The 13486-nt window shown below is 47.5% G+C and carries 13 protein-coding genes; 7 read left to right on the forward strand and 6 right to left on the reverse strand.

Annotated elements, in window-relative coordinates:
• Positions 1-470 precede the first annotated feature (470 nt).
• Complete coding sequence (locus HQN79_RS07035; RefSeq protein ID WP_173285233.1) at positions 471-1139, forward strand: DUF2202 domain-containing protein; 669 nt, start codon at positions 471-473, stop codon at positions 1137-1139.
• 18 nt (positions 1140-1157) lie between these two features.
• On the forward strand, positions 1158-1592 hold the full coding sequence (locus HQN79_RS07040; protein ID WP_173285234.1) for a thrombospondin type 3 repeat-containing protein: 435 nt from the start codon (positions 1158-1160) through the stop codon (positions 1590-1592).
• Positions 1593-1627: 35 nt separating this feature from the next.
• Here HQN79_RS07040 and HQN79_RS07045 read toward each other — a convergent pair whose 3' ends face one another.
• Positions 1628-2287, reverse strand: a complete 660-nt coding sequence (locus tag HQN79_RS07045) for a rhodanese-like domain-containing protein (RefSeq protein ID WP_173285235.1) — start codon at positions 2285-2287, stop codon at positions 1628-1630.
• 334 nt (positions 2288-2621) lie between these two features.
• Positions 2622-3095, reverse strand: a complete 474-nt coding sequence (locus tag HQN79_RS07050) for an HAD family hydrolase (protein ID WP_173285236.1) — start codon at positions 3093-3095, stop codon at positions 2622-2624.
• A 327-nt stretch (positions 3096-3422) separates the two neighbouring features.
• On the opposite strand from HQN79_RS07050, the gene HQN79_RS07055 reads away from it, so the two are divergent.
• The 4 genes from HQN79_RS07055 (at position 3423) to HQN79_RS07070 (ending at position 7828) form a co-directional block, all read left to right on the forward strand.
• Entirely contained in the window at positions 3423-4493 is a 1071-nt protein-coding gene (locus HQN79_RS07055) for an alkene reductase (protein ID WP_173285237.1), read from the forward strand.
• 235 nt (positions 4494-4728) lie between these two features.
• Entirely contained in the window at positions 4729-5292 is a 564-nt protein-coding gene (locus HQN79_RS07060; RefSeq protein WP_173285238.1) for a DUF2058 domain-containing protein, read from the forward strand.
• A 106-nt stretch (positions 5293-5398) separates the two neighbouring features.
• Positions 5399-6577 carry a DEAD/DEAH box helicase gene (locus HQN79_RS07065; RefSeq protein WP_173285239.1) on the forward strand — a complete coding sequence of 393 codons (1179 nt, stop codon included), beginning with the start codon at positions 5399-5401 and terminating at the stop codon, positions 6575-6577.
• A 360-nt stretch (positions 6578-6937) separates the two neighbouring features.
• Positions 6938-7828 (forward strand): SMP-30/gluconolactonase/LRE family protein, encoded by an 891-nt coding sequence (locus tag HQN79_RS07070; protein ID WP_173285240.1) that lies wholly within the window; start codon positions 6938-6940, stop codon positions 7826-7828.
• Positions 7829-8002: 174 nt separating this feature from the next.
• On the opposite strand, the gene HQN79_RS07075 is transcribed toward HQN79_RS07070, so the two are convergent.
• Positions 8003-9064 carry a hypothetical protein gene (locus HQN79_RS07075; protein WP_173285241.1) on the reverse strand — a complete coding sequence of 354 codons (1062 nt, stop codon included), beginning with the start codon at positions 9062-9064 and terminating at the stop codon, positions 8003-8005.
• A 125-nt stretch (positions 9065-9189) separates the two neighbouring features.
• Between HQN79_RS07075 and HQN79_RS07080 the strand changes: the two genes are divergently transcribed.
• The gene (locus HQN79_RS07080; RefSeq protein ID WP_173285242.1) at positions 9190-9591 is read left to right on the forward strand and encodes a DUF3617 domain-containing protein; all 402 of its coding nucleotides are present in this window, start codon (positions 9190-9192) and stop codon (positions 9589-9591) included.
• A 358-nt stretch (positions 9592-9949) separates the two neighbouring features.
• On the opposite strand, the gene HQN79_RS07085 is transcribed toward HQN79_RS07080, so the two are convergent.
• From HQN79_RS07085 to aceF, 3 genes are all read right to left on the reverse strand, one after another.
• Positions 9950-10168: a DUF3820 family protein gene (locus HQN79_RS07085; RefSeq protein WP_173285243.1), complete on the reverse strand. Its 219-nt coding sequence runs from the start codon at positions 10166-10168 to the stop codon at positions 9950-9952.
• Between the two features lie 211 nt (positions 10169-10379).
• Positions 10380-12152 (reverse strand): dihydrolipoyl dehydrogenase, encoded by a 1773-nt coding sequence (gene lpdA, locus HQN79_RS07090; protein WP_173285244.1) that lies wholly within the window; start codon positions 12150-12152, stop codon positions 10380-10382.
• A gap of 9 nt (positions 12153-12161) precedes the next feature.
• A complete protein-coding gene (gene aceF, locus HQN79_RS07095; RefSeq protein ID WP_173285245.1) occupies positions 12162-13472 on the reverse strand; it encodes a dihydrolipoyllysine-residue acetyltransferase in 1311 nt (436 codons plus the stop codon).
• Positions 13473-13486 lie beyond the last annotated feature (14 nt).

Genomic DNA, 13486 nt, shown 5'->3' on the forward strand with positions numbered 1-13486 from the left:
CATTTAACCATAAATGCGCTAATCGGTGCTGATATTTCGAAACCAAAATTAAACACGAATAAGCAGACCTTTTGCTTCTTTCCTTGCCAGCCAGCATAGAGGCTTGGCAAGATGAGCGAGGTCTTTTTGCTCGTCCTTCCGCTCCATCTTGGCCTGCATCCCTCATGACTGGGACGAATACAACCGTGCAAATTACGCCTGTCTGAAAAACCTTGATTGGTAAACCTTAATGCCTTATGCCCGTCGTATTCCATCGCTTCAAAAACTCCAAACAACTGGCTTGCAGTAGATTAAGCTGCGGATCAGGTCATAAAACACAATCCGTCAAATCTTCCCGTTACTTTCCCGTTAGAAAGTTCATGACTTCAGTCAATTCCACACTCCAATTTCATAATTTTCTAATCTCTTTTGCTAGACTGCTGCGAAAACAAAAATAAATACTACTTGCAATAAAACAATAGAGAAAAATAATGAAAAAGGTTTTATACACCGCCCTGCTTGCCGCACTGTCACTCAATTCTATGGAAGCCTTTGCCGACAAGAAATCCACTTCGTCCGGCTTGGATAGAGTTGAAGCTTCGCATCTAACTTTTATGCGTGAGGAAGAAAAATTGGCCCGCGATGTTTATTTAACACTGGCCGAAATGTATCCGGAGCAATCGGTATTCAACCAGATCGCGACACAGTCTGAACAAACCCATACAGATACCATGCGCGATAAGCTGGCGCAATTTAACCTTACCGATCCGAATCCGGACGCCAACAACCTGCCGGAGGAAATCGGTCAGTTTTACGGTGAAGAATGGGGCTGGTATTTCAAAGAGAAATTCGACGCGCTGATTTCCAAAGCAACGGAAAGCGAACTGAGCGCTCTGTATGTCGGTGCCTTTATCGAAGAACTGGATATGAACGATATTGTTGTCTGTCCGGAAGTCATGCGCGAGAGTAATTATCCCAAAGTTTGCGGCCTGGAATACACCGATGAAAGTGCACTGATCAATGCCTACAGCTCGCTTGTCGATGGCTCGGAATACCATCTGCGCGCCTATGTCGGTCAGATTGAAGCGGTTATCGGCGAAGGGAATTACCAAGCACAATACCTGTCGCAGGAAGAAGTTGACACTATTCTTGGCCGATAGTAACCGAGGCTTTTCCAAGTGAAAATTTGTGTAATTTCGTCTCTATTGCTGTTGACCTCCATGACCGCCTCCTTTGCGGCATTCGCAACGGATTCCGATTTTGACGGTGTTGAAGACGCGATCGATAAGTGTCCTGATACCGCTCAGTTAAAAAAGGTAAACAAAGATTTCCGCTATCGAATGGTTGTAAACCCGGAACGGCTGCAGAAAAGCGTTCAGGCCTACCCGGTTGATCCCAATGGATGCGAGTTGGATGACGATGGGGATGGCGTGGTCAACAGCAAGGATTACTGTCCGGAAAATACGCCGCTGGAACTGTCTAAAGGTATTTCGGCAAACGGCTGCCCTCGGCATTCTGATCAGGATGGTGTTCCGGACTATCGTGACCGGTGTCCCGGAACCGCAGCGGGTCAAAAATCCGACCGCTTCGGTTGCCCGATTCACACGCCTTAATTCCGTGAATCTTTAAAGGAACACTCTAAAGCACGCTAAGGTGTTACGGTCGTTAAACCGGCCGCATGCCATGCCTGCATCCCGCCGCGATACCAAAATATCTTGTGGGCGGGATAACCCAAATTCACCAGCGCCTTGATATTGGTCGGCGACTGTCCGCACCAGGGTCCGTTGCAATACATCACCAGCGTTTTCGCATTCGAAAAATCCCAGATATTATCCACCACTATCGCCCCGAATCTCAGGGTGAGAATCTCTTCAACCTCAAGCGGTTCGTAAGAAGAGGATTGAGGAAATAACTTCGTCCACGGAATATTGATCGCACTCGGAATCGTCTCTTTCGCGACCCAATCCGGAGTGCGCGAATCAATGATGACAATTGACTGATCTCCCTGAGCCTTACGCTTCAGAAAATCCAGCATTTCCAGCTCGCCAATGGTTTCCACGCCCGGTAGCAGTTTGATCGGCTGCAAACAGAACGGCGGGCAGACGCGGGAGGTAAGCGCATAATCTTCATCAATGGTATTGGTTTGATCCTGATTGCGCTTGATGGTGACGGATTTGCCGTTGTGCTTGACTTGAATTTCCGCCAGTTTGTCGGTGATTTTAACTTTAACCTCTTCGGCAGCAAACGCCGAGGTCGACAGCAACAATAAGCTAACTAAAATCGTTACGGGTAATGTTTTGCTGGACATGATTAACTCCTTTGCCATGACTCAAATTTGTTAAATACATACAAAACTTTTAAGGCAAGGCCTTATGACTTTCCAATAAATACCGCTTCAATATAGAAGCAATAATTTACAAGAAGCACACACCCATCTTATACCTATAACTACGTACTTAAAAGAAAAAATCAGAAATTAAATAAAAATTACCCTTAAGAAATCAAGTACTTAAAACTTACTTTTCACGAGTGAAATCAACGGATATCCGGCTATCCGCGCACAGCAAGTTCGGCTTGTTTGAGGGTATTCAAATGCGCTAATGAAAAGCAGCTCATCCAACAGATGCCGTTCGGAGTAACCGTTATCCGTTACGTAAAGAGGCAATCAGTCGTTTCGGTTGCAGGAGAGAATCCAGCAGATCGTCAATCGAACCGAAAAGCAGATCGCTGGCCATCAACGTTTTGGTCGCGCATCCCTCTTCCTGCATCAAAACAATGCCAAGTCCAGCCTCTTGCAGCATCAGCGCGTCGTTCAAACCGTTTCCTGCGGCAACACAGTTTTGCGCGCCTAATTGCCGAATGTATTCCTGCTTCTGACGGTCCTGATCGTTTTTGGCAATCACATGAATGGTAATAAACGCTTCTGCGCAGGCTTGATGCACCGAGCCGTGCGTATCCGCGGTAATGACATGTACCTGCAAGTGCTGCGAAAGTTCATGCAACTTCTCGATTACACCGTGTTTGATAGCGCCGTCACAGGCTAGGGTGCCGTTGTAATCCAATACCAGATGTGCCAAAGCGAAGGTTTGATTACCGGGGATTTCAATCTGCAGCATTTTTCTTCCTAAGTATCTTGTGCACAAAGCGTAGATTATAGACCGGATCGCGTAAATCGGTTCGAATCTGACAAGACGAGGCGAGAGATTCGAGTAAATTCGACCATGACCTTGCTTATATTGCCGCTTTACAAGGTTAATACGTAAAAAAGCCAATCCCGCAACGACAATAAATATAATGAAGCATTCAAGCCCGTTGCATCAATTTATTCATTCCTTGCGACTCGGATTGCTGAGCGCGCCGTATGATCTGCAGCAGGCAAAAGCGAACACTGACTTTACAGCAGCAACGTCAATAGGACTTTTCCATAAGGAAGGAACGTTACCATGTCGACAGAAATACTTTTTCAACCAGTACAACTCGGAAATCTCACTCTCGACAACCGCTTTGTCATGGCGCCGCTTACCCGTTGCCGGGCGATTAACCATATTCCCAACGAGCTGATGGCCGAGTACTATACCCAACGCGCCAGTGCGGGATTAATTATCACCGAATGCAGCATGGTTACACCGCAAACATCGGCATTTGGCAACGATCCCGGGATCTATTCCCAGGAACAGGTCGATGGCTGGAAAAAAGTGACCGACTCCGTACACAAAGTCGGCGGACGCATCTATCTGCAAATCTGGCATGCCGGCCGCGCCGCCCATCCGTTGCTCAATAACGGCAAAGAGGCGGTAAGTTCGAGTGCCGTTGCCATTGACGATGAAACGCATACCCCGGAAGGCAAAAAACCCTATACGGTTCCTCACGAATTGACGCAGGATGAAATCGCCGCAATTGTCGATGATTTCCGTCAAGGTGCAGCAAATGCCATTGCCGCCGGTTTTGACGGTGTCGAAGTACACGGCGCTAACGGCTATCTTATCGACCAGTTTCTGCGTGACGGCTGCAACCAGCGCAGTGACCAATACGGCGGTTCGCTGGAAAACCGTGCACGCTTTTTAAGCGAAATCCTCAGCGCCGTTACCGACGAGATCGGCAGTGATCGAGTAGGATTGCGCCTTTCGCCGCTCAACAGCTTCAATAGCATGCAAGACAGCGATCCGGTCGCCTGGATTCGTTACCTGTCCGAGCATTTGAATCAGTTTAATTTGGCTTATCTGCATGTCATGCGTGCCGACTTTTTCGGCATACAGAAAGCCGATGTCATTCCAATTGCCCGCGAACACTATAAAGGTCATTTGATGGTCAACATGGGCTATTCCGCAGAAGAAGCGGCACAGACTATCGACAACAATCTGGCCGACTCGGTCGCCTTTGGAACCGGATTCCTGGCCAATCCGGACTTTCCCGCGCGCGTGCAGGCAGGAGCGGCATTGAATGATCCCGATCCGGATACCTTCTATACCGACGGATCGGAAGGCTATACCGACTATCCGTTTATGCAGGATTAGTCATTCACTCCGGCAGGCAGCAAACCGCTGCTTGCCGCTTCTGCTCGGTTTCGATTCTTCCCTCTGTCTTCCAATCTCGCATCATAAAGCACCGCCCTTTCTGATTACATCTCCCTTTAACTCGACTTATTTCACACGGTCACGTCCTATTCCGTAAACACACATAAACAAGCCTTAAGTTTCCTGAAATTAGCGTAAAATAACCGCCTTTAAAAATAACTTCGGGAATGCAGCCATGGCGGGTTCACTCTTTGACCAACTGAAAAAATCCGGCTTAGTCGACGATAAAAGAGCCAAGAAAGTTCAACGCGAAAAGCAACAGCAAAACAAACAGAAAAAAGCCAATAAAAGCAAAAAAGGTCAAGGCGGCAACTCACAGAATGAAGCCGCTCTGCTTGCTGCAAAAGCAGCTGAAGAAAAAGCGCAGCGCGATCGTGAATTGAACCAGAAGCGCCAGCAGGAACAAGCCGAAAAGGCCAAACACGCAGAACTGAGACAGCTTATTCAAAGCAATCAGCTCAAAGGCTACGAAGGCGACATCGCCTATAACTTTTCCGACGGAACCGCAGTCAAAACCCTTAAGGTGAATGAAAAAACCCAAAGAGGACTGGCCGGCGAAAAAATCCTGATCGTGCGTTTTGGCAAAGGTTATGCGCTGATCAGTGCCGAGCTACAGGAAAAAATCGAACAGCGTGATGCGTCCGTGATCGTCAGAAACGAAAGTCTGCAAACCCAACTCTCCAAAGAAGACGAAGACTACTACGCCAAGTTCGAGATTCCGGATGATTTGATCTGGTAATCACTTATTAGGTAAAGATCGAGCAACACAATCCCTCGTCTTTTCTGTTACTTTAACAAATCAAGCGCGCCGAGAATCCGTCGCCATCGTACAGCCCGAGGTTTTTATGTCATTTGCCAAACTAGGATTATCCGACCCGATTCTTAAAGCCCTGTCCGATTCCGGCTATCAGACACCAACCGAAATTCAGAAAAAGGCTATTCCACTTATTCTTAAAGGGGAAGATATTATCGCCTCGGCGCAGACAGGTACCGGTAAAACCGCCAGTTTTGTCCTGCCGATTTTGCAAAAACTCGATAACGGCGAAACGGTACGCGGGCGTTCGATCCGTGCGCTGATACTGGTGCCGACACGCGAACTGGCGATTCAGGTGGAAAAAAGCATCCTGGCCTACGGCAAACATCTCCAGCTCAGTTCGGTTGCTGTTTATGGTGGTAGCGACCTTGAAGAGAACAAACAACGTTTGGCACAAGGCGTGGATATTCTGGTCGCCACGCCCGGCAGACTGCTGGATCTCGCCTACCAGCGTTCCGTGTTTTTTAACGATTTGGAATTTCTGGTGCTGGATGAAGCCGACCGAATGTTGGATATGGGCTTTATCGACGATCTCAACAAAATTATCGACCGCCTTCCAAGCCATCGCCAAAGTATGCTGTTTTCGGCGACCATTAACCCTAAATTACGCTATCTGGCCGATACCGTTTATGACGATGCGGTTGAGATAAAGGTTTCGTCCAAAGGCAAAAAATCCAATATTGAACAGTGGATGATTGCTGTCGATAAAGACACCAAATCTGCTCTACTGAGTCATTTGATTAAAGAAAACCAATGGGATCAGGCACTGATTTTTGTCGAGAAAAAACACTCTGCCGCTAAACTGGTCGAACAACTCGGAAAGCGTGGCATTATCGCCGACTCCATTCATGCCGGGCGCAGTCAGGCGCAACGTGAAAAAGTCTGGAATGATTTCAAAACCGGCAAACTGCAATTTCTGATCGCCACCGGCGTTGCTGCTCGCGGATTGGATATGGACAACCTCAGCCGAGTCGTCAACTACGACCTGCCTTATCCTGCCGAGGAATATATTCACCGCATCGGGCGAACCGGTCGTGCCGGAAAATCCGGTGAAGCGATCTCTCTGGTATCCAAAGACGACTTTAAAAATCTGTGCATGATCGAAAGCCTACTTGACCACCTTCTGGAACGTCGCGAAGTGGCAGAATTTCCTGTAAGAAAAGCCGTTCCCATTTCAATACTGAACTACCAACCGCGTTCGAAACGCTAAACCAAAAAGCCTGCATTTGCAGGCTTTGATGGACTGTATCAGCAGCCAGAAAAGTACTTTCCAAAGGAAACAAATTGCTTACTAAATCATATAGTTAAGCTTGGTTTAGCAATTCAACTCTACTCTGGCTCCAGTTATTCCCCGGTTCTTCAAAATTCGAAATTGCGCAGAATCTGGTTTGATCATCGAAACGCAATAGTATGTTCGCCAAGCAACAATAATTAAAAGTACGTATCTACTTTTTCGTACAATAACAGATCATTGCAGTCTGCATTAAAAACAATCACGCACGCTGCAATAAACAGGCAAAACACTATGTCCAGTGTCCAACCTGAGTATTCACCTTTTCAGGAGTTGATTATGAAATCCACCCAAAGCATTAAAACGTTTTTCTTCGCATCACTGACCGCATTATGGTCGGTGACAGCTATGGCCGATCAGGCAAATCAAAAAATACTGGTTAGCGATGTCGGCTTTGCGACGCCGGAATCGGTCGAATATTATGCTGATCAGGATATCTATCTGGTCACCAATATCAACGGCAGTCCATTCGACGAGGACGATAACGGTTTTATCTCAAAACTGAGTCCGGACGGTAAAGTCGTTGACCTCAAGTGGATTGACGGCGCAGATGATAAGGTTGAATTACACGCCCCTAAAGGGATGACGATTATCGGCAATAAACTCTATGTCGCCGACATCACGCAAATACAAGTCTTTGAGCTGCCAAGCGGCAAGCAGCTTTCTTCGATTGACGTAAAAGGCAGCAGCTTTTTGAACGGCATTACTCCAGGAGACGGCGACTCCGTGTATGTCACCGATACCGGCATGAAACCGGGGTTCGAAGCCTCCGGTACCGACGCCATCTATAAAGTCTGGGCAGATGGAAAAGTGGAAACCATTCTAAAAGATCCCGAGATGGGCAGACCAAACGGTATTCTGTATGATAATGGCGATATTTACGTGGTATTTTTCAGCAGCGCTAAAATGGTCAAAATGAATGACAAAGGCGAAATCACGGAAATGCCTGAACCCTACGGTGCAAGATTAGACGGTCTAGTGAAGCTACAAGATGGTAGTCTCGCCATGTCCAGCTGGGAAAGCTCGTCGATTGATGTTTATAGAAACGGCGAATACGAGACTATCGCCGAGTTCCTTAACTCCCCTGCCGATATGGATGTCGACACCAAACGTAATCGTTTACTGATTCCGCTCTTTAATGAAGATAAGGTATTGATCTTGCCGTTGTAAAACAAAAACGCGAATGAGCGTCCTTTGCGGATTAATGCTTTTGCATAACAAGCCATAGCAACATAGCAAACAAATCCTAAATACAGAAAAGCCTACAATTGCAGGCTTTTTTAATATAGAGACTTAAGCAATCCGGTTGGTTTCCTTTAAGTCTCCATCCTGTTTTTAAATGACTCAGCGTACCTGCATAATCGGCATCTGAGCGGACGGTTTATCGACTTCAAATGTCACGGTTTTGCTGTTGTTTCTCCGATTAGCATCTTTGAATTTCGGCATTTTCAAGGTCGCTGTAATTTCGGTTGTTTTGTCGATTTTCAGCTTATCAAATGTATAGCCGACACGACGTCCCGGTGTCTTTAAAGCACGCTCCGGATCCAGCCCTTTGAGAGTAACGCCGCCCCAATTTTTTCCATTCACTTTGATGTTCAGTGCGAAAGCATCCTTACCTCTGCGCTCATACAGATCGTCACTCAAACGACCTTCGCCGTTGTTTCTGACCTGCACATGAACTTTATCATCGCTTAAGCGGATCATGCGGATACCAAGATCACGAGGCGGCATCAGGTTGTCTGCTACAGCATACTGATCTCCAGGAAAATCGACTTTCAGTTCGATCTCCGGCGTCAGGCTTCGGCTGACATTCTCCAATACCACAAAGTACATTCCCTTAGTCAAGGAGAGTTCCACGGCATCAATATCGTAATGCCGTCTACCGACGGTTACCTGATTATCAGGCGTGTTGGCAAAACGCACCGTATTAGAGTAAACATGGATGTATCCAGGTAAAGGTTTAGGTTTACGTTTTTTGCCCATCAGTCCATCGAGTGTTTTTTTGAGCGCTCTGGTAATACCCCGAATCTGATCACCGGCGATATACTCGGCCGGATTGTATTGGTTAATATCGTTAACGATCTTCTGGAATTGACTCTGATTCATAGGCTTTTTTTCAGCCGAGAAGAAACGGGAATCCACTAGCATCATACGTACCGGACGATTCGCGTCTCTGAATCTTTCAGGCTTATAGTTGTTCACTTTTACTTCAATGTTGACCCTGCCCGGCTTGGTCACTTCGAATGGATAAAACATGGTATAAGGATCATCTTTCTTGCCGTTGTAAAGGACCAGATCCTGATGCAGCAATCCTTCATTCTTCTCGATAGCGGCATACAGATTAGTACTTCCTATCGCAACCGCAAATGCTAAAAGCATTTTTATGACCTGTGACATCTTGTACATCGTTTTATCCTTTTTTTTATTGATAATGCCAACTAAAGATATCACAATTGTTTTTAGTCGTTGAAAAGACAGATTGATTTTGATCAATTGCCACAAGAGTAAATAAATAGACAAAAGAGGTTTTTATGAAAAGCAGCAGAGCACTACTCATTCTCCTGTCATTATTGGTTTCCGGCTGTTCGGCGGACACGAGTGAAATAAACATGGAAGAAGGTAAATGGAAAATCCAGACGACTGTCGAGATGGAAGGCATGCCAATGATGATTCCACCGGTCACCGTCGAGCAATGTATCACTGAAGAAGACATGGTTCCTGCACAGAAAAATCGCGATGGCTCGGAATGTGAAATGATGGAATACGATATCAATGGAAATACCGTTACGTGGCAATTCAAATGTAACGACTCTTCCGGAAGCGGAGAGATTACCTACAACGGCAAGAGCATGGACGGCAAGATGACCACAACGGCGGCCGGCATGAAAATGAATTCCACAATCAAAGGCACCTACATCGGGCCTTGTGATTAAGCACTAACTTAAAAAAGGGGATCGAGCCTGTTTATTTGGCTCCCCCTTTTTGAGTTCATTAGAGGACAAAGTGAAAATTAAGAATGGAAGTCATACGATGTCCAACAGGGAAATATTTACAGCAAGGTTTATGGAAACGGTGAATATAAAGCCATCGCCGAATTCTTTGACTCCCTTCCGAAATGGATGTCGACTCCCAACGAAACCGTTTACTAATTCCGCTATTCAATGAAAATATGGTTTTGATTTTGCAGTTGCAAGAAGAACAATAACCGCAAGTAAACTCTAAATAACAAAAAGCCTGCAAATAGATCAATATTTGCAGGCTTTTTAAATAATTGGGTACTGCCTCTTTTTGTTAACGACTCTGTTTTCTTAAGGGGTCTAAAAGCGGTTTTAAACCATTGTGATCCAGCTCATGCATTAGCGCCAATAATTGCCCTAAATTTCCAGATGGAAAGCCTTTACTGGCAAACCAATTAAGGTAATTTCCCGGCAAATCCGCAATGATACGCCCCTTGTATTTTCCAAAAGGCATTGTAACGACAACGAGCTTTTTTAAGTTCTCAGGATTCATAAATTATTCACAAAAAAGTAGCGTCACCGTTTCCACTATATATCTCAATAGGTTGTAAATTTAATTTTAATAAAAAACCCGCATATAGCGGGTTTCTCAAAAGCACTAAGTTGCGAAATAAAACTCGTCAGTTCAAGGCTTTGAAATGTGAGGCTACAGTTAGTAGCTGACCATTTCAATAACGCAGAAGTTGGGCTTTTTAGCCAGAAATTTACTTTTTACGCTTAGGTGGCATTAAGTCTGTGATTGTTCCTTCCGCCATCTCAGCTGCGAAGCAGATTGTCTCTGACAGCGTTGGATGCGGATGGATGGTTAGACCGATATCTTGCATATCCGCGCCCATCTCAATCGCCAGCATCGCTTCGGCAACCAGTTCACCGGCGTTCGGGCCGACAATACCGCAACCTAGAAGACGATGCGTCTTGGCGCAGAACAACGCTTTGGTCATCCCTTCGTCACGCCCCAGACTCAGGCTGCGTCCAGAAGCCGCCCAAGGGAATGCGCCCTTCTCGTACTCGATACCTTCATCCTTAAGCTCTTGTTCGGTTTTACCGGCCCAAGCCACTTCCGGATCGGTATAGGCAACCGATGGAATGCCCATAGGGGTAAAGGCGGACGGCATACCGGCAATCACTTCCGCGGCCACTTTACCTTCGTGTACCGCTTTGTGCGCCAGCATCGGCTGACCAACGATATCACCGATCGCGTAAATGTGATCCACATTGGTTTTCTGACGTTCATCGACTTCGATGAAGCCCCAGTCGTTAACCATCACACCGGCTTTGTCCGCGTCGATCAGCTTACCGTTCGGCGCACGCCCTACTGCGACCAGAATACGGTCGAAGGTATCTTTCTCAGGACATTTCTTCCCTTCGAAAGTGACTTCCAGCCCTTCCGGTTTGGCTTCAACATTGGTGACTTTCGAGTTCAGATAGATATTCTCGTATTTCTTCTGAATTTTCTTCAGAAGCGGCTTGGAGATATCTTTGTCGGCACCCGGGATAATGGTATCGCCCAGCTCAACCACGGTAATGCTTGCGCCCAGTGAGTCGTAGACCTGCGCCATTTCCAGACCGATGATCCCGCCACCGATCACCAGCATACGCTTAGGCACTTCTTCAAGTTCCAGCGCATCGGTTGAATCCATTACACGAGGGTCGTCGTGCGGAATAAACGGCAGTTTTACAACACGCGAACCGGCGGCGATAATTGCCTGTTCAAACGCAATGGTTTTAGTCGTGCCGTCACCGGCTTCAACCGTAACCGTATTAGAAGAACTGAATTTACCGTAACCGGTTACGACCTCGACTTTACGAGCTTTGGCCAGACCGGCCAGACCACCGGTCAATTTACCGATAACCGAGTCTTTGTAAGCACGCATTTTATTGGTGTCGATTTCCGGTTCCTGGAAAGTGATTCCGTGCGCACCCATTTCGCGGGTTTCGTTCAGTACCACCGACATATGCAGCAACGCTTTGGACGGGATACAGCCGACGTTCAGACAGACACCACCGATGTTGTCATAACGCTCAACCATGGCCACTTTCTTGCCAAGGTCAGCCGCGCGGAAAGCGGCGGTATAACCGCCCGGGCCTGAGCCCAGCACCAGCACTTCGCAGTGAATATCGGCCTCAATACCGTCGGCGGAAACCGCTTTCGGTGCCGCGGCAGCAGCTTCTTCTTTGGCCGGAGCTGCAGAAGCTTTTACCGACTCTTCGACGTTTGCAGAAACCGTATCGGTATCGGCAATTTCCATGGTTCCAAGAATAGAGCCTTCGGAAACCTTGTCGCCGACTTCGGCCGAGAAGGAAGCGATTTTACCGGCGAAAGGCGCCGGAATTTCCATGGTCGCCTTATCCGATTCCAGAGTAACTAATGAATCATCCTGCGCAACTTCGTCGCCGGCGGAAACCAGCACTTCGATCACGTCTACTTCTGCGAAATCGCCAATGTCCGGAACAACAATATCAACAATCTTACTCATGAGTCTTCCTTATAGAATTAGCTGACGCAGATCGGACAGATATTTCGCTACGGTCGTCGTAAAGCGAACCCCTTCGGCACCGTCGATTGCACGGTGGTCGTAAGAAACGCTGAACGGCATAATCAGGCGCGGTTCGAAATCGCTACCGTTCCAGACCGGCTGCATTTTCGCTTTTGACAGACCCATGATGGCCACTTCAGGCGCATTGACGATCGGCGTAAACTGAGTACCGCCGATACCGCCAAGGCTAGAGATTGTGAAACAACCGCCCTGCATATCTTTCGGCCCCAACTTACCGTCACGCGCTTTAGCGGAGATTTCCATCAGATCTTGAGACAGCTCGTAGATACCTTTCTTATCGACATCCTTAACTACTGGAACCACCAGACCGTTCGGCGTGTCTACCGCGATACCGATGTTGTAGTAGTGCTTGTAAATGATGGATTGCGCATCTTCGGACAAAGACGCATTGAAGCTTGGGAAATCCTGCAGCGCTTTGACCACGGCTTTCATAACGAAGACCAGCGGAGTCAGTTTGATGCCCTGCTTCTCGGCCGCCGCTTTCTGATCCTTACGGAACTGATCCATTTCGGTAATGTCGCATTCGTCGAACTGAGTAACGTGCGGAACGTTCAACCAGCTCGCATGCAGGAACTTACCGGAAATTTTCTTGATGCGTCCCAGCTCTTCGGTAGTGGTTTCGCCGAACTGACTGAAATCGATACCTGGAATCGGTGGAATGCCGGAACCGGCAGTTTGTCCCGGAGCCGCAGCCTGACCGGACATCACTGCTTTAACCGCCGCTTCAACGTCAGTCTGCTGGATACGGCCTTTCGGGCCTGTACCGCTGACCGTTGTCAGATCGACGCCTAAAGTACGCGCAAACGAACGAACAGAGGGTGACGCGTGGAATGCCGCGCCCATCGCTTGAGGGTTAACCGGCTTGGCGGCAGCTGGCACATTGTGCGCAGGCTGTTTAACCACTTGCGGCTCCGGTTTTGACTCCGCAGCCGGGGCAGGAGTCGCGACCGCTTCTTCTTTAACTTTTTCTTTTGGCGCTTCGGCAGCTGGCGCTGAAGCGGCCTCTGCTTCGATATCCAGGATGTAGTCACCCTCAGAAACCGAGTCACCAACTGAAATTGCAATTTTGGTAATTTTCCCTGCCACCGGCGATGGAATCTCCATCGTCGCTTTATCGGATTCAAGGGTAATTAAAGAGTCGTCCAGGGCAACTTCGTCACCTTCTGCGACTAGAACTTCGATAACTTCGACCGAATCAAAATCCCCGATATCAGGAACATTAACTTGTGTAATAGCCATTGGAATTTTCCTTC

Origin of the sequence: Thiomicrorhabdus xiamenensis, from assembly GCF_013282625.1 — a bacterium.
Lineage (GTDB): Bacteria > Pseudomonadota > Gammaproteobacteria > Thiomicrospirales > Thiomicrospiraceae > Thiomicrorhabdus > Thiomicrorhabdus xiamenensis.

Excerpts from the sequence above, each read along its gene's own strand:
- HQN79_RS07065 (WP_173285239.1), top strand. The coding sequence starts at position 5,399 with ATGTCATTTGCCAAACTAGGATTATCCGACCCGATTCTTAAAGCCCTG.
- HQN79_RS07085 (WP_173285243.1), bottom strand. The coding sequence starts at position 10,168 with ATGAATCCTGAGAACTTAAAAAAGCTCGTTGTCGTTACAATGCCTTTT.
- HQN79_RS07045 (WP_173285235.1), bottom strand. The coding sequence starts at position 2,287 with ATGTCCAGCAAAACATTACCCGTAACGATTTTAGTTAGCTTATTGTTG.
- aceF (WP_173285245.1), bottom strand. The coding sequence starts at position 13,472 with ATGGCTATTACACAAGTTAATGTTCCTGATATCGGGGATTTTGATTCG.
- HQN79_RS07060 (WP_173285238.1), top strand. The coding sequence starts at position 4,729 with ATGGCGGGTTCACTCTTTGACCAACTGAAAAAATCCGGCTTAGTCGAC.
- HQN79_RS07075 (WP_173285241.1), bottom strand. The coding sequence starts at position 9,064 with ATGTACAAGATGTCACAGGTCATAAAAATGCTTTTAGCATTTGCGGTT.
- HQN79_RS07035 (WP_173285233.1), top strand. The coding sequence starts at position 471 with ATGAAAAAGGTTTTATACACCGCCCTGCTTGCCGCACTGTCACTCAAT.
- HQN79_RS07050 (WP_173285236.1), bottom strand. The coding sequence starts at position 3,095 with ATGCTGCAGATTGAAATCCCCGGTAATCAAACCTTCGCTTTGGCACAT.
- HQN79_RS07055 (WP_173285237.1), top strand. The coding sequence starts at position 3,423 with ATGTCGACAGAAATACTTTTTCAACCAGTACAACTCGGAAATCTCACT.
- HQN79_RS07070 (WP_173285240.1), top strand. The coding sequence starts at position 6,938 with ATGAAATCCACCCAAAGCATTAAAACGTTTTTCTTCGCATCACTGACC.
- HQN79_RS07080 (WP_173285242.1), top strand. The coding sequence starts at position 9,190 with ATGAAAAGCAGCAGAGCACTACTCATTCTCCTGTCATTATTGGTTTCC.
- lpdA (WP_173285244.1), bottom strand. The coding sequence starts at position 12,152 with ATGAGTAAGATTGTTGATATTGTTGTTCCGGACATTGGCGATTTCGCA.